The sequence below is a fragment of the Mycobacterium sp. genome (genome assembly GCF_036490025.1).
GTDB lineage: Bacteria > Actinomycetota > Actinomycetes > Mycobacteriales > Mycobacteriaceae > Mycobacterium.
In genome coordinates this window covers 19,634-42,317 of record NZ_DASXEP010000094.1, presented here as the reverse complement: position 1 = coordinate 42,317, position 22,684 = coordinate 19,634, and the positions used below count along the sequence as shown (strand labels likewise).

Genomic DNA, 22,684 nt, shown 5'->3' with positions numbered 1-22,684 from the left:
GCCGTCATGCGCCTGGAACAGATGTATCAGGAAGTGATCCTCGATCACTACAAGCATCCACAGCACCGTGGGCTGCGCGAGCCGTTCGCCGCTGAGGTCTATCACAAGAACCCGGTCTGTGGTGACGACGTCACCCTGCGGGTGGCGCTGTCGGATGACGGCGAGCACGTCGCCGATGTCTCCTACGACGGACAGGGCTGTTCGATCAGCCAAGCTGCCACCTCGGTTCTGAGTGAGCTGGTGATCGGGCAAAGCGTCGGACAGGCGTTGAAGACGGTCACCGCGTTCACCGAGATGGTGTCATCGCGGGGCAATGTCACCGGCGACGAGGACGTGTTAGGGGACGGCGTCGCGTTCGCCGGCGTCGCCAAATATCCGGCCCGGGTCAAATGCGCGCTGCTGGGCTGGATGGCGTTCAAGGATGCGTTGGCGCAAGCGAGCGACTACCCGGAGGAGATCCAACGATGAGTGAAACCACCGCGCCGGATAACGAGCTGCTCGGTGACATCGAGGAGGCGATGCGCGATGTCGTCGACCCCGAACTGGGCATCAATGTCGTCGACCTGGGATTGGTCTACGGCGTGAATACCGAAGAGGCGGAGGAGGGAACCGTCGCGCTGATCGACATGACGTTGACGTCGCCGGCCTGCCCGCTTACCGACGTCATCGAAGACCAGTCGCGGAACGCGCTGATCGGCGCGGGTCTGGTCGATGAGCTGCGGATCAACTGGGTGTGGAATCCACCGTGGGGCCCGGACAAGATCACCGACGATGGCCGCGACCAGCTCCGCGCGCTGGGCTTCACCGTCTGACCTGCTGTAAACGTCCTGTTAAGTCCGCTGCCGTCGCGTGGTCTAACGGTCGCGCGAGCGCCGATTTGGCCGCAAAATCGTAGGGACCGGACGAAAGGACCGCTTGATGACGAAGAAATTAATCATGGTCGCGGCCTGTGTGGCCTCCGTGTGTATGGGCAGCGGCGTCGCTTACGCAGACGACAACGACCCGGCACCCGCACCGTCACCTCCGTCAGGTGCACCGTTGTGCAACGTCATGGGTGGCGACGACGGAACCAAGTGGGAGCTCGCGCCCTGTGGCTGGGCCTACGGAGACGAGAAGGGCTGGTACCAGGTTCCATAGCCTGCGTAGGGTGTGAATCCGAGCAGCCTTCGTTACGATCAGCGGTGTGACGGACGCCGCAACTGCTCGGGGGGCTACCCGGCAGCCAACTGGGGCGGAACCCCACGTCGTCGTAATGTTCGGCGCCACAGGCGATTTGGCACGTCGGAAACTATTGCCGGGCCTGCTTCACCTGTCGTGTTCGAGGCTTGCTCCCGAGATGCGGGTGATCGGAACGTCACTCGACGAGCTCGACACCGAGACGTTCCGCAAGTTGGCGCGCAAGGCCTGCAACGAGTTCGCCCGCCACGAAGTGTCCGAGGAGCTGCTGGACCAGTTCATCGCCAATTTGAGCTTTGTTTCACAGCTGGGCGATGGCGCGGAAGCCCTGGCGAAGGCGGTCGCCGAGCAGGTTGAGGCACTCGGCGGTAGCGCGCGCCTGTTGCACTACCTGAGCGTCCCGCCCAAGGCGGTCATGCCCGTCATGGACACGCTGCGCGAGGCGGACCTGACGGAGAACTCGCGGGTCATCATGGAGAAGCCGTTCGGCGTCGATCTGGCCACCGCGCGGGACCTCAACCAGGCGATTCACGAACGATTCGACGACGAACAGATCTTCCGGATCGATCATTTCCTGGGTAAGGAGGCCGCCCAGAACATCCTCGCTTTCCGTTTCGCGAACGGTCTCTTCGAGCCGATTTGGAACCGCAACTTCATCGACCATGTCCAGATCGACGTACCCGAGCGACTCACTGTGGAGAACCGCGCCCAGTTCTACGAATCGGTCGGGGCGTTCAAGGACATGGTGGTCACCCACCTGTTCCAGATTCTGGCGTTCGTCGCGATGGAACCGCCCACCGAGCTTGCTCCAGAGGCGATCAGCGACGAGAAGAACAAGGTTTTCCGTTCGATGTGTCTGCTCGATCCAAGCAAGGTGGTGCGCGGGCAGTACCGGGGTTACCGTAACGAGCCCGGCGTCTCGCCGGAATCGGACACCGAGACGTTCGTCGCGCTCAAATGCGAGATCGACAACTGGCGTTGGGCGGGTGTGCCGTTCTTTCTGCGCACCGGCAAAGGCATGGCGGAAGGGCAGCGGATCATCTCGATCGCCTTCCACGAGCCGCCGCGGAGCATGTTCCCGCCAGGATCCGGGGTGGGACAAAAGGGTCCGGATCACCTGACCTTCGACCTTGCCGACGTGTCCAAGATGTCGCTGTCGTTCTACGGTAAGCGGCCCGGACCCGGTATGAAGCTGGACAAGCTCAGCCTGCAATTCACCATGGAGGAAACCGGGCACGCCGGCGATGTCCTCGAGGCCTACGAGCGGTTGATTCTCGACGCGATGCGCGGCGACCGGACGCTGTACAACACCGCGGAGGGCATCGAGCGGCTCTGGGAGGTTTCGGCCCCGCTGCTCGAGGATCCGCCACCGGCGCGCAGCTACGACCTCGACTCATGGGGTCCGAACGCGGTCCATCCGCTGATCGCGCCGCGAGCGTGGCGCCTGCCGTTCGAACGGGGCTGGCGCGGCAAAGTGTAGCGGCGCCTCACCGCCAGGGCAGATCGCTGTTGTCGCCGCGCCACCGGGACGGTGGAATCATCGGCGCTGCACGCAATCCCGACGCGTCGACATGGCGCAGGGCAGCCTCCAGGTGCTGCTCCATCCGGCGTTGGGCTTTCTGCCCATCTTTCGCAGCGATGGCAGCCGCGATGGCGCGATGTGACTTGGCGGCTTCGTCGCGGTCGAACTGAGTGATGTTCTGTTCGGCCGCGGCCCAGCGCACCGCCTGTTCGACCGCAGCCAAAACTGTTGTGAGGAGCGGGTTTCCGCTCACCTGTACCACCAGTTCATGGAATTCGTGATAACCGGTGCCGTCGGGAGCGATGCCACGCGCGGCAACTGCGGCGATGCGCTCGCGTTGTTGTGCGTTGGCGTGCGCGGCGACATGGGCCGCGGCGGCGGGTTCGAGCATCGTGCGGAACGCCAGCAAGTCACCCCACGTCGCGCCGGTAAGGGTGAACAGCTGCACCAAAGAGTGCGCAATCCGCTCGGGTTCCGGGTGGCGGATGCGTACTCCGCTGCGCCCCTGGCTGGTGGTGGTGAGCCCCTCGGCATCCAGTAGCCGCAACGCCATGCGAACGGTTTCACGGCTGACGCCGAGCTGGTTGACCAGCTCGCCCTCGGTGGGCAGCGAATCGCCCGGCGCGAGTTCGCCGGAAAGAATCCGCCGGCGCAGGGTCGCGGCGACCACGTCGGGTGCACGGGAGGGTCTTGTGATTGTCACATCGCTTAGTATACTAAGTCGCCATGGTGCATGTCCCCGACACCGCCGTCCTCAACGGCGCCTTCCGGCCGATGCGGTTCGAGGCGACCGTCGAGGACTGCGTGACCACGTTCGGCGAAATCCCCAAGGAACTGTCCGGCGGCTTTTACCGGGTCGGCCCGACGTTCAAGCGGCCGACCCGGCAGGGCGCGAACGGATTGCTGGCGATGGACGGCATGGTGCAGGGCCTCGTGTTCGACAACGGCCGCGCCGACTTTCGTAACCGATGGGTCCGCACGCCCAAATATCTGCTGGAAGACCGGCACCGGCGGGGGATGTTCTGTTGGTCCGACGGTGATTGGACCGACTGGCGCAACATCGGCTTCGGTGCCGCCGTGCCCGACCAGCACACCCGCGGAATTCCCCAGGGCACCAACAACATCAATTGCTTTCCGTTCGCCGGCGAGATCCTGGCTTCGGGCGAACAGGGTAGCCCCCCGGTGGCTCTGGATCCGGTAACCCTGCAGACTCGCGGCGTGGTGGGGTGGTCGCCGCAGCTGTCACGCGGAATCTTCGACCGGGCCGGCTACGGCGATGCGGCATTCACCGCGCACCCCAAATGGGATAGTGCCAGCGGCACGCTGTACGGCTGGGCCTACAGCAACCGCAAGCCGTACGTCACCGTTCACGTCGTCCAACCGGACGGTGCCGTCACCTCCCGCGAACTCTGGGATGCGCCGTACTCCTCGGAAGTGCACGACATGTGGCTGACACCGGAATGGATGGTGTTGCCGTTCCAGGGCTTCGTCTTCGACCCCGACCGCATCGGGCGCGGGCAATCGGTGCAGGGTTGGCATCCGGAGCTGCCGACCATGTTGGCGCTGATACCGCGCGACGACGTCGAGAACGGCGAAATCCGTTGGATCACAGCAGAAATAGAAACGCAGTACGTCATGCACACCCTGGCGGCCGACGTCGACGGGGACACGCTGACCTTGGAAGCGCCGATCTTCGAACGCCCGCCGTTCCCGTTGGACATCGACGGGTTCGAGGGCGAGGATGTTTCATTGTTCTTCAACCTGGCCCGCAGCACGCTCGGGCGCTGGACCGTTGATCTGGCCGCCGGGAACGTGAAATCCGAAATGCTCGATGACCGACCCTGCGAGCTGCCCAAGGTCGACGAACGCTTCTACGGGCACGGTCAGCGATGGGGATACCTGATCGGCGGTGACGCCAAGGGAACAGGCATGCGCATGCACAGCCTGGTCGTGCGAGACCGTCACACCGGCGACGAGCAGCGATACCGGCTGCGCCACGAGCGTCCGTCACTGGTCATGGAGCCGACCTTTGTGCCGCGCACCCCGGATGCGCCCGAAGGCGACGGATACCTGATGGTTCCGATCTCACGCTGGACCGAAAACCTCGGCGAATACGCCATTTTCGACACCGACGACATCACGGCGGGACCGATCTGCCGTATCGAGATCCCGTTCCTGCTGGGCTTCACCCCGCACGGGCATTGGATGGACTTCCGATGATGCTGACCGACGTCGAGGAAGCCGAGCTGCGGTCCTCGGTGCATGGGATCGTGGCCGGCTTCGGCAACGAATACTTCACCCAGTGCAGCGAAACCCTGCAACATCCCACCGAGCTGTGGGACGCGTTGGCGGCCGGCGGATTCGTCGGCGTCAACCTGCCCGAGGAATACGGCGGCGGGGGAATGGGATTGAGCGCGATGAACGTCGTCGCCGAGGAGGCCGCCGCGGCCGGTTGCCCGCAGATCATGCTGATGATCTCACCGGGAATCGTCGGCAGCCTGCTGTCGCGGCACGCCACCCACGAGCAGAAGCAGCAGTGGCTGGCGCCGATGGCGGCGGGGACGATGAAGATGGCGTTCGCGATCACCGAGCCCGACGCCGGATCCAACAGCCACCAACTCGCGACCACCGCGCAGCGCGACGGCGACAAGTACTTCATCAGCGGGCAGAAGACCTACATCACCGCTGCCGATCAAGCCGACGGGCTGCTCGTCGTCACCCGAACCGGCACCGACGCGCAAGGGCGCGCACAGCTTTCGCTGTTCCTCGTCGACCGTGACACACCCGGTATCGACATGCACCGCATCCCGATGACGTTCGAAATCACCGACAAATCGTTCACCGTGTTCTTCGACAACGTCGCCGTCCCAGTCGACCGGCTCGTTGGGGGCGAAGGCAACGGATTGCGGGTCGCATTCGACGGTATGAACCCCGAGCGGGTGATCATCGCCGCGATCTGCAACGGCGTCAGCCGCTACGCGCTCGACAAGGCAGTGACCTACGCCCGGGAACGCCAGGTGTGGCAGGTGCCGATCGGCGCTCACCAGGGGCTCGCGCATCCGTTGGCGGAGGCCAAGATTGCGCTCGAAGCCGCGCGGCTGATGACGCGTCACGCCGCCGCCTGCTACGACGCCGGAACCGACGCCGGCGAGCACAGCAACATGGCCAAGTTCCTGTCCGCCGACGCCGCCATCCGCTGCCTCGACCAGGCCATCGAGGTGCACGGCGGCGCCGGTTTCACTCGCGAGGTCGCCCTGGCCAACATGTATGAGTTTGTCCGGTTATTCAAAACCGTGCCGATCAGCCGCGAGATGATCCTCAATCACGTTGCGCAGCACAGCCTTGGGCTGCCTCGGTCCTATTGACGCGACGTCCCGTCAGTGCCGGTGATGGTGCAGCCACCATGGCAGGTGGAAACGGTGGTGGCCGCCGCCCATCGGTGGGCACGGTTCGAGGTCGATTGTCATCGCGTGCAGGACGCCGGCGCCGGTGGTGCCCTGGGCTGCCATGCACTTGCCCTGCTGGATCGCCTCAGTATTGGTAACGGCGTGTTTGGTATACGTGGTCGTGTTGACGACGGTGACGCTGCTATCCGCGGTTTTGCCGGTGGGATCGGTGCTGTTGACCTCGATGGTGTTACCGGTGACGGAGGCCACGGTCCCGTAAACGGCTGCGGCGGGCCCCGGCGGCGGCGGGCACCTGCCGGCTAACGCCGGGCTGATCTCGACGGATTCCGCGGTGATCGCGGCCCCGGGCGAAGCGCTCGGCGACGCGGGCTTGACGTCGACGCAACTGCCGGCTTTCACGTCGATCAGCGCAGCGGAGCCGAGCTCGGTGACCATTGTCGCCGGGGTGAAGTCCACCGTCGCCGAGCTCCGGTCTCGCTGAGTGAGCTGAATCGTGTTACTCGACACCGATCTGATCAGGCCCTCGATGTGGTCTTTACCGACCGGCGCCGGCGGCGGTGGCGGTGGCTTGGACGCCGAGCTTGGCCGGCTTACCGAGCTGCTGGGCGGTGTGGCGTTCTGCTTGTTCGACGTGCTGCACGCGGCGATGGACAATGCGGTGGCGCCGGCCATCAACAGGATTGGTAGCCGAGCCCGTGAGGCCCTCGGCGAGGTGATGGACATCGACGCTTCTCCGATCACGGGTTTTACCCGCGCCAGCGGGTACCCGCTGCAGCGGGCAGATAACACGAACGGTCGAGGCCACCGGTGGGGCGCCGCCGAATTAGGGTGGTGCCATGTTCTGGCTGTGCAGAACCTGCGGCGTCGAGCACGCCATTGTATCGAGCGTGTGCGCGATTTGCGCCGACGACCGGCAGTGGGTGCCGGCCGAGGGTCAGCAGTGGGCGACACCCGAGCAGTTGGTTGCCGAAGGTATGCGGTCGCACGTTTCGGTCGTCGAGGACGGACTGGTGGCGGTGGGCAGTTCGCCGCCGTTGGGTATCGGGCAGCTGGGAAAGCTGGTCTGCACCGACGCCGGCAACGTGTTGTGGGATCCGTCCGGCTTTGTCGACGACGACGCGGTGGCCGCCGTTGCCGAGCGCGGCCCGGTCATCGCGATCGTGGCCAGCCACCCGCACATGTACGGCGCCCAAGTCGAGTGGAGCCACCGGCTGGGCGGGGTCCCGGTCTACGTCAACAGCGCGGACGCCGACTGGGTGATGCGGCCCGACCCGGTGATCCAGCAGTGGTCGGACACCCTGCAGTTGACCCCGTCGCTATCCGTGGTCCGGGTCGGCGGGCATTTCCCCGGCAGCGCGGTCGCCTGCTGGACCGAAGGGGCCGGCGGGCGGGGCGCGCTGCTGGCAGGCGACACCATCTTTCCCAACCCGGACCGTTGCACCGTCGGCTTCCTGCGCAGCTATCCCAACCGCCTTCCGCTGTCGGCCGCGGTGGTGCAGCGCATGGCCGCCGCGCTGGCCCCGCTGCACTTCGACCGCATCTACGGCATCTACACCAACGCCATCGACACCGACGGCCACGCCGCGGTCCAGCGATCGGCCGAGCGCCATGCCGCCTGGGTTCGCGGCGACTACGACCATCTGACCTGATGGTGGGAACACGGCGGTAGTCCGCGGCGTTGAGCAGGTCGTGACTACCCAAGACCTCACCGCCGCACAGTTCAACGAAACGGTCAACGGCAACGACATCGTGCTCGTCGACTTCTGGGCGTCCTGGTGCGGACCGTGCCGCCAGTTCGCGCCGACGTTCGCCGCTTCGGCGGACAAACACCCTGACGTCGTGCACGCCAAGGTGGACACCGAAGCCGAACAGGAACTCGCCGCGGCCGCGCAGATCCAATCCATCCCGACGCTGATGGCCTTCAAGAAGGGCAAGCTGATCTTCAATCAGCCCGGCGCACTGCCCCCCGCGGCGCTGGAAGACCTGGTTCAGCAGGTCAAGGACTTCGACGTGGACGCGGCCATCGCGACGCAGGACGGCGACCAGTCCTGAGCTGGACGGGGCCTCGGCTGATGGCCTGACTCCTCAGCTGGCCGCCTTGCGGCCCGCATCGTCGTCAGGCGTTACCGTTCAACGGTGAGCATGGTCCTCGTCGAAACTCCGCGGCCGCACGTCGCGTTGATCACCCTCAATCGGCCGGAGCGAATGAATTCCATGGCGTTCGACGTCATGGTGCCGCTCAAGGAGGCGCTGGAGAACGTCACCTACGACAACTCGGTGCGCGTCGTCGTGCTGACGGGGGCGGGCAAAGGCTTCTCCTCGGGCGCCGACCACAAATCGGCGGGCGGTGTTCCGCACGTCGACGGCCTGACCCGGCCCACCTACGCGCTGCGATCGATGGCGATCCTCGACGACGTCATCCTGGCGTTGCGACGAATGCACCAACCGGTGATCGCCGCGGTCAACGGCGCCGCGATCGGCGGTGGGCTGTGCCTGGCGCTGGCCGCCGACATCCGCGTCGCGTCGCAGCGGGCTTACTTCCGGGCCGCCGGCATCAACAACGGGTTGACGGCCAGCGAGCTCGGCTTGAGCTACCTGCTGCCGCGGGCCATCGGATCATCGCGGGCCTTTGAAATCATGCTGACCGGCCGTGACATCGACGCCGAGGAAGCCGAACGGATCGGCCTGGTATCCCGCCAAGTCCCGGATGACCAGCTACTGGAGACCTGCTACGCGATGGCCGAGCGGATCGCCTCCTTCTCCCGGCCGGGCGTCGAGTTGACCAAGCGCACACTGTGGAGTGGACTGGACGCCGCTAGCCTGGAAGGGCACATGCAGGCCGAAGGTCTGGGACAGCTCTTCGTTCGCCTGCTCACCGGCAACTTCGAAGAAGCGGTTGCCGCGCGCGCCGAGAAGCGGCCGCCGGTGTTCACCGACGACAAATAGTGAAGTTAACGCAGGACGATTCCGCACAAGGAGAGTGACCGTGATCACGGCTACGGACCTCGAGGTCCGCGCAGGGGCGCGCACACTCCTATACGCCGACGGGCCGGCCCTGCGGATACAGCCGGGGGACCGCATCGGGCTCGTCGGTCGTAACGGCGCCGGCAAAACCACCACCTTGCGCATCCTCGCGGGCGAGGCGGAGCCGTACGCAGGAAAAGTGACACGCATCGGCCAGATCGGTTATCTGCCACAGGATCCCAAGGAGGGCGACCTCGACGTCCTCGCTCGCGACCGGGTACTTTCCGCGCGCGGCCTGGACACCTTGCTCACCGATCTGGAAAAGCAGCAGGCGCTGATGGCCGAAGTCGCCGACGACGCCGCGCGGGATCGTGCTATCCGCCGCTACGGCCAACTCGAAGAGCGCTTCGCCGCGCTGGGCGGCTACGGCGCCGAAAGCGAAGCGGGCCGTATCTGCGCGAGCCTCGGGTTGCCCGACCGCGTCCTGACCCAAAGTTTGCGCACGCTGTCCGGCGGGCAGCGCCGCCGAGTGGAGTTGGCCCGGATCCTGTTTGCCGCGTCGGATACCGGCGCCGGCTCTGCTACCACGCTGCTACTCGACGAGCCGACCAACCACCTCGATGCCGACTCGGTGGGCTGGCTGAGGGATTTCCTGTGCAACCATGCCGGCGGGCTGGTGGTGATCAGTCACAACGTCGACCTGCTGGCCGACGTCGTGAACCGGGTCTGGTTTCTCGACGCGGTGCGCGGCGAAGCCGATGTCTACAACATGGGGTGGCAGAAGTACCTCGACGCCCGCGCCACCGACGAGCAGCGCCGCCGCCGCGAACGGGCCAACGCCGAACGCAAAGCCACCGCACTGCGTGCCCAAGCCGCCAAGCTCGGGGCCAAAGCCACCAAAGCTGTTGCAGCACAGAACATGCTGCGTCGCGCAGACCGGATGATGGCAGCGCTCGACGAAGAGCGGGTGGCCGACAAGGTCGCCCGGATCAAATTCCCCAGCCCGTCGTCGTGCGGACGCACACCGTTGACCGCTACCGGTCTGACCAAGATGTACGGTTCGCTGGAGGTGTTCACCGGAGTGGACTTGGCCATCGATCGCGGTTCCCGGGTGGTGGTGCTCGGACTCAACGGCGCCGGCAAGACCACGCTGCTGCGGCTGCTGGCCGGCGCCGAGCGACCCGACGCCGGGGCGGTGGAACCCGGGCATGGTTTGAAAGTCGGCTATTTCGCGCAGGAGCACGACACCCTCGACGACACCGCGACGGTGTGGCACAACATTCGTCACGCCGCGCCCGATTCCGGCGAGCAGGAGCTGCGTGGTCTGCTCGGCGCGTTCATGTTCAGCGGCAGCCAGCTCGACCAGTTCGCCGGCACCCTGTCCGGCGGGGAGAAAACCCGGCTGGCACTGGCCGGCCTGGTGGCCTCCACGGCCAACGTGTTGCTGCTCGACGAGCCGACGAACAATCTCGATCCGGCGTCGCGCGAGCAGGTGCTCGATGCGCTACGCAGCTACGCCGGTGCGGTGGTGCTGGTCACTCACGACCCGGGCGCTGCCGAAGCACTCGACCCGCAACGCGTGGTGCTGCTGCCCGACGGAACCGAAGACCACTGGTCCGATGAGTACCGGGATCTCATCGAGTTGGCCTGACCGCTTGGACGCTCAGGTGTAGCAGGGGATTTCGTCAAATCGGCCCCGCCGGCTAATCCGGCTTCTTACTCTGTGTGCCTGGGATCTTGTTGAAGCGGGGAGGCGCCGATGAGGAAATCAAGAAAACCGCGCGATCAGGTGCTGCGCGAATTGCGCAACGCCTACGAGGGCGGAGCCAGCATCCGGACACTGGTCGCGTCGACCGGCAGATCGTACGGATCGGTTCACAGCATGTTGCGCGAGTCCGGCACCACAATGCGCAGCCGCGGTGGGCCCAACCACCGCACCCGACTGCGCTAGTCGCGCGGCGGCCTAGCCCTGCCGTACCGAGCCCTCGACCAGATCGAGGACAGCGGTGAGCAACTGGGTATCTTCACCGGAGGCCACCTTGGCCACCAGCCCGTCGAGAACCAGGTCCAGGTAGCACTGCAACACATCGCTGGGGATGTCGTCACGCACCCGCCCGGCCAACTTCTGCCGACGCAGCCGCTCGATCGTCGCCGCCGCCAACTCCGCTGACCGATCAGTCCATTCCTTGTTGAATGCCGGATCGTGTCGCAGCTTGCGGGCAATCTCCAATCGGGTGGCCAGCCAGTCGAACTGCTCGGGCGCGGCCAGCATGTCGCGCATCACCTGGACCAGACCTTCGCGGGAGGCGACATCGGCCATCCGCTCGGCGTCCTCATGCGCCAGCTCGAAAAACAGCGTGTCCTTGTCGCGGAAGTGGTGGAAAATCGCACCCCGCGACAAGCCGATCACTTGCTCGAGCCGACGCACAGTCGCTCCGTCGTAGCCGAACTCGGCGAAGCAGCGGCGGGCGCCGTCAAGGATCTGACGGCGCCGTGCCGCCAGATGGTCCTCACTGACCTTGGGCACCCGGCCGCACCGCTAGGACTTGAGCATGTTGCGCAACACGTACTGCAAGATGCCGCCGTTTCGGTAGTAGTCGGCTTCACCGGGAGTGTCGATGCGCACCACGGCGTCGAACTCCACTGCCTTTTCGCTGCCGTTACCGCCAGTGCCTTTGGCGGCTTTCACGTGCACGGTCTCCGGAGTCTCGCCGTTGTTGAGCTCCCCGATGCCGGTGATGTCAAACACCTCGGTGCCGTCCAGCCCCAAGTCCGCGGCCGACTTGCCCGCCGGGAATTGCAGCGGGATCACCCCCATGCCGATCAGGTTGGACCGGTGAATGCGTTCGAATGACTCCGCGATCACCGCGCGAACACCCAGCAGCCGCGTCCCCTTGGCGGCCCAGTCTCGTGACGAGCCGGAGCCGTATTCCTTTCCTCCGAGAACCACCAGCGGAATATCTTGTGCCGCATAGTTTTGCGCCGCGTCGTAGATGAACGCCTGCGGTGCCTGCCCATTTTCATCGGACTGGGTGAAGTCGCGGGTGTAGCCACCCGAGACGTCGTCCAGCAGCATGTTGCGCAGCCGGATGTTGGCGAAGGTGCCGCGGATCATCACCTCGTGGTTGCCGCGCCTCGAACCGAAGGAGTTGTAGTCCTTGCGCTGCACGCCGTGCTCGTCGAGATATTGCGCGGCAGGGGTTCCCGGCTTGATACTGCTGGCGGGGGAGATGTGGTCGGTGGTCACCGAGTCGCCCAGCAGCGCGAGCACCCGTGCGCCGGTGATGTCGCCGACCGGTTCGGGCTCAGCGGGCATGCCGTCGAAGTACGGCGGCTTACGCACATATGTGGAGTCGGCGCCCCACTCGAAGGTGTTGCCACTCGGCGTCGGCAGGTTGCGCCAGCGCTCGTCGCCCTTGAACACATCGGCGTAGTTGCTGACGAACATCTCCTGGTTGATCGCCGAGGCGATGGTGTCCGAGACGTCCTTCTGCGACGGCCAGATGTCCTTCAGGAAAACGTCATTGCCGTCCCCGTCCTGACCCAGCGGGTCGGAGTCGAAGTCGAAGTCCAGCGAGCCGGCCAGCGCGTAAGCGACCACCAGCGGCGGGGAGGCCAGGTAATTCATCTTCACGTCCGGGCTGATGCGGCCCTCGAAGTTGCGGTTACCGGACAGCACCGCGGTAACGGTGAGGTCGTTGTCGTTGACGGCCTTCGAGACGTCCTCGGGCAACGGACCGGAGTTCCCGATGCAGGTGGTGCAGCCGTAGCCGACCAGGAAAAAGCCGAGCTTCTCCAAATATGGCCACAGACCGGCCTTTTCGTAGTACTCGGTGACGACCTGAGAGCCGGGCGCCATCGAGGTCTTCACCCATGGCTTCGACGTCAGGCCCTTCTCCACGGCGTTGCGGGCCAGCAGTGCGGCGCCCAGCATCACCTCGGGGTTGGAGGTGTTGGTGCACGATGTGATCGCGGCGATCACCACCGCGCCGTGGTCGAGTACGAAATCGCCGAGTTCCTCGGATTTGATCCGCACCGGGTGGCTGATCCGGCCGTTGGCGTTCTTGGCCGCCGAATGCACCGCGCTGACCGGGTGGTCGTCGGCGTGGCCGTTCGTCAGTTGACCCGGGTCGCTGGCCGGGAACGTCTCGTCAATCGTCTCGTCGAGCTTGGAGTAGTCCTGCTTGCCGGAGTCACCACCGACGTAGTCGGAGATCTGCTCGCGGAAGGTGGACTTGGCTTCCGCCAACACGATCCGGTCCTGTGGCCGCTTGGGGCCGGCGATCGAGGGAACCACCTCGGACAGGTCGAGCTCGAGGTATTCGGAGAAGGCCGGCTCGTGCTTGGGATCGTGCCACAAGCCCTGCTCTTTGGCGTAGGCCTCGACCAGCGCAACTTGTTCCGGCTTGCGGCCGGTGAACGTGAGATAGTCGACCGTCTCCTGGTCGATCGGGAAAATCGCTGCGGTAGAACCGAATTCGGGACTCATGTTGCCCAGAGTGGCGCGGTTGGCCAGTGGCACCTCGGCTACGCCTTCGCCGTAGAACTCGACGAACTTGCCGACCACGCCGTGCTTGCGCAGCATCTCGGTGACGGTGAGCACCACGTCGGTGGCGGTGACACCCGGCTTGATCTCGCCGGTCAGTTTGAAGCCGACGACCCGCGGGATGAGCATCGAGACCGGCTGGCCGAGCATGGCGGCCTCCGCCTCGATACCGCCGACACCCCAGCCCAGCACGCCGAGGCCGTTGACCATGGTGGTGTGCGAGTCGGTACCGACGCAGGTGTCGGGGTAAGCCAGGCCATTTCGTGTCATCACGACGCTGGCCAGGTATTCGATGTTGACCTGGTGCACGATGCCGGTGCCCGGCGGTACCACCTTGAAGTCGTCGAATGCGCCTTGGCCCCAACGCAAGAACTGGTAGCGCTCGCCGTTGCGCTGATACTCGATCTCGACATTGCGCTCGAAAGCGTCTGCGCTGCCGAACAAATCGATGATCACCGAATGGTCGATCACCAGGTCGGCCGGCGCCAGGGGGTTGACCTTGTCGGGATCGCCGCCCAGATCGGCGACGGCCTCACGCATGGTGGCGAGATCGACGATGCACGGCACACCGGTGAAGTCCTGCATGACCACGCGTGCGGGCGTGTACTGGATTTCGATGCTGGGCTCGGCCTTGGGATCCCACTGCGCAATCGCCTGGATGTGGTCCTTGGTGATGTTGCTGCCGTCCTCGTTGCGCAACAGGTTCTCGGCGAGGACTTTCAAGCTGTAGGGAAGCTTCTCCGTACCCGGAACGGCGTCCAGCCGATAGGTCTGGTAACTCTCGCCGCCGACCTTCAAGGTGCTGCGCGCTCCGAACGAATTCACCGAATCTTTGCTGGTCACATCCACTCCCGAGATCTGTTTGTCGGTGGCGACCCGCTGCGCCCGGCTCGGACACAGCTGTCGCATCCGCGACAGCGCCGCTCGTTGCGCTCGCCGACGGGCTGTGTCGGCGAAGCGCCGCCAGCCTAACAGTACGCTTGTCCTGCATTCGGCCGGGGCCGGGAACTTCCCCTTCTTTCCGCCGACCACCTGCTGTAACGGCCGCGTCGGCAGGCGGTACGGTTTTCAACCGTGACCACCCCGCACGCGCCGCTCTATATACCGGGCGAGATCTGCGGCACCATCGGTGTCGATCCGGCCACCAAGCCCGACGACTGCCTGGCCGTCGTCCAGCAGCAGATCACCGCGGGAAACATCAGCGCGCCGCCAGCCGTTGCGCCGGCCTTGCTCGAGGTGGTCGACCAGGCTCACGATCACGGCATCGATCTGAAAATCGTCGTGCTGGCCCGCAATCCGCCCAACGACACTCCGCTGCGGGACGTCGCGACAGTGGTCGGCTCTCAACACCCCGACGCGACCGTGCTGGTTCTCAGCCCCACCTTCGTCGGCAGTTACAGCACCCACTTCCCGCGCGCCACCCTGGAAATCGGCGAAGACAATGCCAAGACCGGCAACACCGTCGTCTCGGCACAGAATTTTCTGCATCAGCTCGAAACACCACAGTTTCCTTGGACCGCATTCACCATCGTCGTGCTGATCGGGGTATTGGCGGCAGTGATCGGAACCCGGTTCGCACAACTGCGGGCCAGGCGGTCAGCAACGTCGCACGACAGTGCCGAAGCCGTCGTAAACGACGCTGACACAAGCGTTTAACTGACGGTATTCGCCGTGTGTCGGATAGCGCCGACGCCTGGCTGCCGGCGCTGGCAAATTAGTGATGTCACCGGAGGGTCACAGTTGTCAGAAGAACACACGTGTAATTTGTGACATAAGTTTCTATTGGGTCAGATGTGACTTACCGTGCAAGGGATGCTTTTGGTTTATTCGTGCTTCCAGTGATTACTGGGTTCTCGAATTTCCAGCGCCGCCCGCCCCGCGTTGAGCCAAGGAGACCCGAGTCGAATGAGACGCACTTGCCGCGGCTCGTCTTTCCGAGTGGCTACCGCGTTCACCCACCGGGTGGGTCCCGCGATGATCAGCGTGGCACTGCTGCTGGGCACTCCGGGTCTGGCCAAGGCCGACCCGGACACGATGGCCAAACTGATCGCCGAGGTGGCCCAGGCCAATCAGCGTCTGCAAGATCTCAACGCGCGGATCCAGACCGAAGAGGAAGGCGTCAACAAGGCGGTGGTCGAGGTTGAAACCGCCCGCGACAACGCGGCTGCCGCGCAACATGACGTCGAGTCCAGCCGGCAAGAGGTGACGAATGCGGATGCGGCGATCACGGCCGCCCAGAAGCGCTTTGACCGTTTCGCGGTAGCCAGTTACGTCAACGGGCCGTCGGACAGCTATCTCACGGCGGCCAGCCCCGACGACATGATCGCGACCGCGGCCGCCGGCCAGGCCCTTGCGACCAGCTCGCAGCAGGTGATGGACAACCTGCAGCGCGCCCGCACCGCGCAGTTGAACAAAGAGTCGTCGGCCCGACTGGCCAAGCAAAAGGCCGACAAGGCCGTCGCCGATGCTCAATCCAGCCAGAACGCAGCGGTGGCGGCGCTGACCGACGCTCAGCGCACGTTCGGCGAGCAGCAGCAAGAAGTCACTCGACTGGGCGACCAACGCAATGCCGCCCAAGCCAGACTCGACGCCGCCCGCAATTGGTCGGCATCCGCGGGCGGACCGGATGCCGGGCCGCGGGCGGCGTCGTCTGACCGATGGGACCCGGCGGCGCCGGGCTCGCCCAACCGGCCGCAGGGTAATGGTGGGCAGTGGGACGGCGCGTGGGATCCCACGCTGCCGCAGGTGCCCAGCGCCAATGTTCCGGGCGACCCCATCGCGATCCTGAACAAGGTCCTCGGGACGATGTCGACCTCGTCGGAGGTCACCTCCAACATGGGCCGCAGCTTCCTGCAGCAGCTGGGGCTGGCTCCCACTCCCACCGGTTTCACCAACGGCAAGATTCCGCGGGTCTACGGTCGGCAGGCGTCCGAATACGTGATCCGCCGCGGGCTTTCGCAGTTGGGCGTTCCGTACTCGTGGGGTGGTGGCACCGCCGCCGGCCCGGGCAAGGGCATCGGGTCTGGCTCGGGAACCACTGGCTTCGACTGCTCCGGTCTGGTGCTGTACTCGTTCGCCGGCGTGGGCATCAAGTTGCCGCACTACTCGGGTTCTCAGTACGACCTGGGCCGCAAGGTCCCGGCCTCGCAGATGCGTCGCGGCGACGTGATCTTCTACGGCCCCGGCGGCAGCCAGCACGTGACGATCTATCTCGGCCAGGGGCAGATGCTCGAGGCGCCCGACGTCGGCCTGAAGGTCCGGGTCGCCCCGGTTCGCACCAGTGGGATGACGCCCTACGTGATCCGTTACATCGAATACTGACGAGTGAAAGGGCTTATGCGCCACTGGTTTACCGACCTTGCGGGCTTGCGCTGGACCAGGCTGGTCTGGCCGGTGCTGGCTGCCTTCAGCCTGCTGATCGGACTGACCGTGCCGGCAAACGCCGAGGACGGCTCGTGGGACCCGACGTTGCCGCCGGTGATCAGCGCAGGTGCGCCGGGCGACCCGGTCGCCATCGCCAACCAATCGTTGCAAGCCACTGCCAACGCCACCCAAACCACGCTTGATCTGGGCAAGCAGTTCCTCGGCGGCCTGGGAATCAACCTGGGCGGCAACACCACCAGTCCCAACGGGATACCGCGGGTCTACGGACGGCAGGCGGTGGAGTACGTAATCCGGCGCGGTTCCTCGCAGATGGGCGTGCCGTATTCGTGGGGTGGCGGCACACCCAACGCGCCGAGCAAGGGCATCGACTCCGGCGCCAACACCGTCGGCTTCGACTGCTCTGGGCTGGTTCGGTACAGCTTCGCCGGGGTGGGTGTGCTGCTTCCGAGGTTCTCCGGTGATCAGTACAACGCCGGTCGCCACATCCCGCCCTCGCAGGCCAAGCGGGGCGACCTGATCTTCTACGGGCCTGGCGGAGGTCAGCACGTCACCATCTACCTGGGCAACGGTCAGATGCTGGAGGCGTCGGGCAGCGCGGGCAAAGTCACCGTCAGCGCGGTCCGTAAGGGGGGCATGACGCCGTTCCTGACCCGGATCATCGAGAACTGATCGGGCGTCTCGAGTTGGTTGCCCGGCTCCTCGGCAGGCCGAATACGGCCTGCGTCGTCGCCGAGCGGGACGGCCACGTCGACGGATCCCAGGTGGCCTGGAATAGTTGAACAAGGGCACGCCGCTGCCCCGCGATGTTCGTCGTGCGAGCAGTCGTGTCTGATTGAGTCTTGGAAGGTTGAGCCGTGGAGGGTAATCGATGACATCAGCAGGCGGGCCGCCCCCGGGCACCAGCGGTTACTCGGGCCCGGGCAGCTCCTCAACGGCACCTGCGCATGCGGCCCAGAGCGGCGGGGGCAACGGCCTGGCCGCCGAGGTGCACACCCTGGAACGGGCGATCTTCGAGGTCAAGCGCATCATCGTCGGCCAGGACCAACTCGTCGAGCGGATGCTCGTCGGCCTGCTGTCCAAAGGCCACGTGCTGCTCGAAGGTGTGCCCGGCGTCGCCAAGACGCTGGCCGTGGAAACCTTCGCCCGGGTCGTCGGCGGGACGTTCGCGCGTATCCAGTTCACCCCCGACCTGGTGCCCACCGACATCATCGGTACCCGCATCTACCGGCAGGGCAAGGAGGAGTTCGACACCGAGCTCGGCCCTGTCGTCGTCAACTTCCTGCTCGCCGACGAAATCAACCGTGCGCCGGCGAAGGTGCAGTCGGCGCTGCTGGAGGTCATGCAGGAACGTCAGGTCTCGATCGGTGGCAAGAGGTTCCCGCTGCCCAACCCGTTCCTGGTGATGGCGACGCAGAACCCGATCGAGCACGAGGGGGTGTATCCGCTGCCCGAAGCGCAGCGCGACCGCTTCCTGTTCAAGATCAATGTCGGCTACCCCTCGCCCGAGGAAGAGCGCGAGATCATCTACCGGATGGGTGTGAAGCCGCCGGAGCCCAAGCAGATCCTGGACACCGGTGACCTGCTGCGGCTGCAGGAGATCGCGTCGAACAACTTCGTTCACCACGCGCTGGTCGACTACGTGGTGCGCGTCGTCACCGCCACCCGGCACCCCGAGCAGCTCGGCATGAACGACGTCAAGAGCTGGATCTCGTTCGGCGCATCGCCGCGTGCCTCGCTGGGCATCATCGCCGCCTCGCGTTCGCTGGCGTTGGTCCGCGGCCGCGACTACGTGATCCCGCAAGACATCGTCGAGGTGATCCCCGACGTGCTGCGGCATCGGTTGGTGCTCACCTACGATGCGCTGGCCGACGAGATCTCGTCCGAGGTCGTGATCAACCGGGTGCTGCAGACCGTCGGCATGCCGCAGGTGAATGCTGTCCCGCAGCAAGGCCATTCGGTGCCGCCGGTGATGCAGGCCGCGGGTGCGGCCAGCGGTCGGTGACCGATAGCAACTCCGCCGCGGAGCAGCCCGTGGCTACTCGTCCGCCGTCGATGCAGCGCGGGCAGATCGACGACCCCAAGCTGTCGGCGGCGCTGCGCACGCTCGAGCTCACGGTCAAGCGCAAGCTCGACGGTGTGCTGCACGGCGACCACCTCGGCCTGATCCCCGGCCCGGGTTCGGAGCCTGGCGAGTCGCGCGAGTATCAGCCCGGCGACGACGTGCGCCGGATGGACTGGGCGGTCACGGCGCGCACCACCCACCCGCACGTTCGGCAGATGATCGCCGACCGCGAGTTGGAGACCTGGCTGGTGGTCGACATGTCGGCCAGCCTGGACTTCGGCACCGCGGTCTGCGAGAAGCGTGACCTGGCGGTGGCTGCCGCGGCCGCCATCACCTTCCTCAACAGTGGCGGAGGCAATCGGCTCGGCGCGGTGATCGCCAACGGCGAGAAGATAACTCGAGTGCCGGCCCGCTCCGGGCGGCAGCATGAGCAGCAGCTGCTGCGCACCATCGCCACGATGCCGAAGGCGCCGGTAGGGGTACGCGGGGATCTGGCGGTGGCCATCGATGCGTTGCGTCGTCCGGAACGACGCCGCGGCATGGCGGTGATCATCAGCGACTTCCTCGGGCCGATCAACTGGATGCGTCCAATCCGAGCCATCGCCGCCCGCCACGAGGTACTCGGCATCGAGGTGCTCGACCCCCGCGACGTCGAGTTGCCCGACGTCGGCGACGTGATCTTGCAGGACGCCGAGACCGGCGCCTCCCGGGAATTCACCATCGACGAGCAGTTGCGTGACGACTTCGCCAAGGCCGCCGCCGCCCATCGCGCCGACGTTGCCCGCACGCTGCGAAGTTGTGGCGCGCCACTGTTGCCGCTGCGAACCGATCGCGACTGGATCGCCGACATCGTCCGTTTCGTCGAATCGCGCCGCCGCGGGTCACTGGCGGGGCGCCAGTGACTCGCGCTTTCCACGAGCCGGACCACAACAGCAAGACAGGTCTGCTATGACTTTGCCGTTACTCGGGCCGATGACACTATCGGGCTTCGCGCACGCGTGGTTTTTCCTTTTCCTGCTGGTTGCGCTCGGGCTGCTGGCGCTCTACATCATCGCCCAGGTGGCCCGGCAGCGCCGGATGCTGCGCTTTGCCAACATGGAGCTGCTGGAAAGCATTGCGCCCAAGCGGCCCACCCGGTGGCGGCACCTTTCGGCGATCCTGTTGGTTGCGGCGCTGGTGCTGTTCACGATCGCGATGGCCGGCCCGACGCACGACGTCCGGATTCCGCGCAACCGCGCGGTCGTCATGCTGGTGATCGACGTCTCGCAGTCCATGCGGGCCACCGACGTCGAACCCAACCGGATGGTCGCCGCCGAAGTGGCGGCCAAGGAATTCGCCGGCGAGCTGACCCCGGGTATCAACCTCGGGCTGATCGCCTACGCCGGCACGTCGACCGTTCTGGTCCAGCCGACGACCAATCGCGACTCGACCAAAGCCGCGCTGGACAAGCTGCAGTTCGCCGACCGCACCGCCACCGGCGAGGGCATCTTCACCGCGTTGCAGGCCATCGCCACCGTGGGTGCGGTGATCGGCGGGGGCGACACCCCGCCGCCGGCGCGCGTCGTGTTGTTCTCCGACGGTAAAGAGACGATGCCGACCAACCCGGACAACCCCAAGGGCGCGTTCACCGCGGCCCGGACCGCCAAGGACCAAGGGGTGCCGATCTCGACCATCTCGTTCGGCACCCCGTACGGCTTCGTGGAGATCAACGGGCAGCGCCAGCCGGTGCCGGTTGACGACAGCACGATGAAAAAAGTTGCCGAGCTCTCCGGCGGCACCCACTACGACGCGTCGAGCTTGCAGGAGCTCAAGCAGGTTTACGCCTCACTGCAGCAGCAGATCGGTTACGAGACGATCAGGGGCGACGCCAGCATCGGCTGGCTCCGGTTGGGTTCGCTGGTGCTGGCGCTGGCCGGGTTGGCGGCGTTGCTGATCAACCGGCGATTGCCCACCTAGTTCCGTTGCACACCAACGCCGGGCGATTTCGGCGACGCTGCGGCCAAGCGATAGGTTGTCGGGGTGACTGACAGGGCCGACACCACGATCGACCCCGCTGCCGGCGGGACCAAACCCGCATTCGTATCCCGTTCAGTCCTGGTCACCGGCGGAAACCGGGGAATCGGGCTGGCGATCGCCCAGCGGCTGGCCGCCGACGGCCACAAGGTCGCCGTCACGCACCGCGGATCGGGTGCGCCCGACGGCCTTTTCGGCGTCGAGTGTGACGTCACCGACAACGAGGCCGTCGACCGGGCCTTCAAAGCGGTCGAGGAGCACCAGGGTCCGGTCGAAGTGGTGGTGTCCAACGCCGGCGTTTCCGCGGACGCGTTTCTCATCCGGATGACAGAAGAGAGATTCGAAAAAGTCATCGACGCCAACCTCACCGGGGCATTCCGGGTGGTTCAGCGTGCATCGCGCAGCATGCAGCGAAAGCGGTTCGGCCGGTTGATCTTCATCGGTTCGGTCTCCGGCACCTGGGGCATCGGCAACCAGGCCAACTATGCCGCGTCCAAGGCGGGTGTGATCGGCATGGCACGCTCGATCGCCCGGGAACTGTCGAAGGCCGGGGTCACCGCCAACGTGGTCGCCCCGGGCTACATCGACACCGACATGACCCGCGCGCTGGATGAGCGGATTCAGGAGGGGGCGCTGGAATTCATTCCGGCGAAGCGGGTCGGTACCGCCGCCGAGGTCGCCGGCGTGGTCAGCTTCCTGGCGTCCGAGGATGCGAGTTACATCTCGGGCGCGGTCATCCCGGTCGACGGCGGCATGGGTATGGGCCACTGACGAAATCACAAGATTAGGACGGACATGGCAGGACTGCTCGAAGGCAAACGAATCCTGGTCACCGGGATCATCACCGACGCCTCGATCGCTTTTCACATCGCCAAAGTGGCGCAGGAGGCCGGGGCCCAGTTGGTGCTGACCGGATTCGACCGGTTGCGGCTGATCCAGCGCATCGCCGATCGGCTGCCGCAGAAGGCGCCGCTGATCGAACTCGACGTGCAGGACGAAAAGCAGCTGGCTTCGCTGGCCGAGCGCGTGACGGCCGAGATCGGTGAGGGCAACAAGCTCGACGGCGTGGTGCACTCGATCGGCTTCATGCCGCAGACCGGGATGGGGATCAACCCGTTCTTCGATGCGCCCTATGAAGATGTCTCCAAAGGCATTCACATCTCTGCTTTCTCGTATGCCTCGCTGGCCAATGCGCTGCTGCCGATCATCAACCCGGGCGGTTCCATCGTCGGTATGGATTTCGACCCGAGCAGGGCGATGCCGGCCTACAACTGGATGACGGTGGCCAAGAGTGCGCTGGAATCAGTCAACCGATTTGTGGCACGCGAGGCCGGCAAGTACGGTGTCCGCTCGAATCTTGTTGCGGCAGGCCCGATCCGGACGCTGGCCATGAGCGCCATCGTCGGCGGTGCGCTGGGCGACGAGGCGGGCGCCCAGATGCAGCTGCTCGAAGAGGGCTGGGACCAGCGGGCGCCGATCGGGTGGAACATGAAAGACCCGACACCAGTGGCCAAGACGGTGTGTGCGCTGCTGTCCGAGTGGCTGCCGGCCACCACTGGCACGATCATCTACGCTGACGGCGGCGCCAGCACCCAATTGCTCTGACAAGC

At 65.6% G+C, this 22,684-nt stretch carries 23 protein-coding genes; 19 read left to right on the top strand and 4 right to left on the bottom strand.

Going from position 1 to position 22,684, the window contains the following annotated elements; translation table 11 throughout:
* Positions 1–6 precede the first annotated feature (6 nt).
* The 4 genes from sufU to zwf all read left to right on the top strand — a co-directional run bounded on the left by sufU (position 7) and on the right by zwf (position 2,656).
* On the top strand, positions 7–468 hold the full coding sequence (sufU, locus tag VGG53_RS10745) for a Fe-S cluster assembly sulfur transfer protein SufU (protein WP_414688939.1): 462 nt from the start codon (positions 7–9) through the stop codon (positions 466–468).
* Positions 465–812 carry a metal-sulfur cluster assembly factor gene (locus tag VGG53_RS10740; protein ID WP_331518037.1) on the top strand — a complete coding sequence of 116 codons (348 nt, stop codon included), beginning with the start codon at positions 465–467 and terminating at the stop codon, positions 810–812. Before sufU ends, VGG53_RS10740 begins: the two co-directional genes overlap by 4 nt.
* 106 nt (positions 813–918) lie before the next feature.
* Complete coding sequence (locus VGG53_RS10735; RefSeq protein WP_331518036.1) at positions 919–1,137, top strand: hypothetical protein; 219 nt, start codon at positions 919–921, stop codon at positions 1,135–1,137.
* Between the two features lie 46 nt (positions 1,138–1,183).
* Complete coding sequence (zwf, locus tag VGG53_RS10730; protein ID WP_331518035.1) at positions 1,184–2,656, top strand: glucose-6-phosphate dehydrogenase; 1,473 nt, start codon at positions 1,184–1,186, stop codon at positions 2,654–2,656.
* 7 nt (positions 2,657–2,663) lie between these two features.
* Here the strand turns inward: zwf and VGG53_RS10725 are convergent, their stop codons facing one another.
* Positions 2,664–3,401: a FadR/GntR family transcriptional regulator gene (locus VGG53_RS10725; protein ID WP_331518034.1), complete on the bottom strand. Its 738-nt coding sequence runs from the start codon at positions 3,399–3,401 to the stop codon at positions 2,664–2,666.
* A 23-nt stretch (positions 3,402–3,424) separates the two neighbouring features.
* On the opposite strand from VGG53_RS10725, the gene VGG53_RS10720 reads away from it, so the two are divergent.
* Together VGG53_RS10720 and VGG53_RS10715 are read left to right on the top strand one after the other, a co-directional pair.
* Positions 3,425–4,918: a carotenoid oxygenase family protein gene (locus tag VGG53_RS10720; RefSeq protein WP_331518033.1), complete on the top strand. Its 1,494-nt coding sequence runs from the start codon at positions 3,425–3,427 to the stop codon at positions 4,916–4,918.
* Positions 4,915–6,063: an acyl-CoA dehydrogenase family protein gene (locus VGG53_RS10715; RefSeq protein ID WP_331518032.1), complete on the top strand. Its 1,149-nt coding sequence runs from the start codon at positions 4,915–4,917 to the stop codon at positions 6,061–6,063. The genes VGG53_RS10720 and VGG53_RS10715 overlap by 4 nt, the downstream gene beginning before the upstream one ends.
* A 12-nt stretch (positions 6,064–6,075) precedes the next feature.
* Here VGG53_RS10715 and VGG53_RS10710 read toward each other — a convergent pair whose 3' ends face one another.
* Positions 6,076–6,828 carry a hypothetical protein gene (locus VGG53_RS10710; protein ID WP_331518031.1) on the bottom strand — a complete coding sequence of 251 codons (753 nt, stop codon included), beginning with the start codon at positions 6,826–6,828 and terminating at the stop codon, positions 6,076–6,078.
* Between the two features lie 113 nt (positions 6,829–6,941).
* On the opposite strand from VGG53_RS10710, the gene VGG53_RS10705 reads away from it, so the two are divergent.
* The 5 genes from VGG53_RS10705 (at position 6,942) to VGG53_RS10685 (ending at position 11,020) form a co-directional block, all read left to right on the top strand.
* Positions 6,942–7,754 (top strand): MBL fold metallo-hydrolase, encoded by an 813-nt coding sequence (locus VGG53_RS10705; protein WP_331518030.1) that lies wholly within the window; start codon positions 6,942–6,944, stop codon positions 7,752–7,754.
* Between the two features lie 40 nt (positions 7,755–7,794).
* Positions 7,795–8,157, top strand: a complete 363-nt coding sequence (trxA, locus tag VGG53_RS10700) for a thioredoxin (protein WP_331518029.1) — start codon at positions 7,795–7,797, stop codon at positions 8,155–8,157.
* Positions 8,158–8,214: 57 nt separating this feature from the next.
* A complete protein-coding gene (locus VGG53_RS10695) occupies positions 8,215–9,051 on the top strand; it encodes an enoyl-CoA hydratase (protein WP_331518053.1) in 837 nt (278 codons plus the stop codon).
* Positions 9,052–9,091: 40 nt separating this feature from the next.
* Positions 9,092–10,720, top strand: a complete 1,629-nt coding sequence (locus tag VGG53_RS10690) for an ABC-F family ATP-binding cassette domain-containing protein (protein ID WP_331518028.1) — start codon at positions 9,092–9,094, stop codon at positions 10,718–10,720.
* 108 nt (positions 10,721–10,828) lie between these two features.
* Entirely contained in the window at positions 10,829–11,020 is a 192-nt protein-coding gene (locus VGG53_RS10685; protein ID WP_331518027.1) for a helix-turn-helix domain-containing protein, read from the top strand.
* Positions 11,021–11,032: 12 nt separating this feature from the next.
* Here the strand turns inward: VGG53_RS10685 and VGG53_RS10680 are convergent, their stop codons facing one another.
* Positions 11,033–11,596: a helix-turn-helix domain-containing protein gene (locus tag VGG53_RS10680; protein ID WP_331518026.1), complete on the bottom strand. Its 564-nt coding sequence runs from the start codon at positions 11,594–11,596 to the stop codon at positions 11,033–11,035.
* A 12-nt stretch (positions 11,597–11,608) separates the two neighbouring features.
* Positions 11,609–14,458 (bottom strand): aconitate hydratase, encoded by a 2,850-nt coding sequence (locus VGG53_RS10675; protein ID WP_331518025.1) that lies wholly within the window; start codon positions 14,456–14,458, stop codon positions 11,609–11,611.
* A 231-nt stretch (positions 14,459–14,689) separates the two neighbouring features.
* Here VGG53_RS10675 and VGG53_RS10670 point away from each other — a divergent pair, with 231 nt between their 5' ends.
* The 8 genes from VGG53_RS10670 (at position 14,690) to inhA (ending at position 22,679) form a co-directional block, all read left to right on the top strand.
* Positions 14,690–15,271: a DUF6676 family protein gene (locus tag VGG53_RS10670; RefSeq protein WP_414688938.1), complete on the top strand. Its 582-nt coding sequence runs from the start codon at positions 14,690–14,692 to the stop codon at positions 15,269–15,271.
* 249 nt (positions 15,272–15,520) lie between these two features.
* Complete coding sequence (ripA, locus tag VGG53_RS10665) at positions 15,521–16,936, top strand: NlpC/P60 family peptidoglycan endopeptidase RipA (RefSeq protein WP_331518024.1); 1,416 nt, start codon at positions 15,521–15,523, stop codon at positions 16,934–16,936.
* 45 nt (positions 16,937–16,981) lie between these two features.
* Entirely contained in the window at positions 16,982–17,668 is a 687-nt protein-coding gene (gene ripB, locus VGG53_RS10660) for an NlpC/P60 family peptidoglycan endopeptidase RipB (RefSeq protein ID WP_414688942.1), read from the top strand.
* 199 nt (positions 17,669–17,867) lie between these two features.
* Positions 17,868–19,001: a MoxR family ATPase gene (locus VGG53_RS10655; RefSeq protein ID WP_331518022.1), complete on the top strand. Its 1,134-nt coding sequence runs from the start codon at positions 17,868–17,870 to the stop codon at positions 18,999–19,001.
* Positions 19,002–19,051: 50 nt separating this feature from the next.
* Positions 19,052–19,963 carry a DUF58 domain-containing protein gene (locus tag VGG53_RS10650; protein WP_331518051.1) on the top strand — a complete coding sequence of 304 codons (912 nt, stop codon included), beginning with the start codon at positions 19,052–19,054 and terminating at the stop codon, positions 19,961–19,963.
* 46 nt (positions 19,964–20,009) lie between these two features.
* Positions 20,010–21,017 (top strand): VWA domain-containing protein, encoded by a 1,008-nt coding sequence (locus tag VGG53_RS10645; RefSeq protein ID WP_331518021.1) that lies wholly within the window; start codon positions 20,010–20,012, stop codon positions 21,015–21,017.
* 87 nt (positions 21,018–21,104) lie between these two features.
* Entirely contained in the window at positions 21,105–21,845 is a 741-nt protein-coding gene (fabG1, locus tag VGG53_RS10640; RefSeq protein ID WP_414688941.1) for a 3-oxoacyl-ACP reductase FabG1, read from the top strand.
* Positions 21,846–21,869: 24 nt separating this feature from the next.
* Complete coding sequence (gene inhA / locus VGG53_RS10635) at positions 21,870–22,679, top strand: NADH-dependent enoyl-ACP reductase InhA (protein ID WP_331518019.1); 810 nt, start codon at positions 21,870–21,872, stop codon at positions 22,677–22,679.
* The last annotated feature ends 5 nt before the right edge of the window (positions 22,680–22,684 follow it).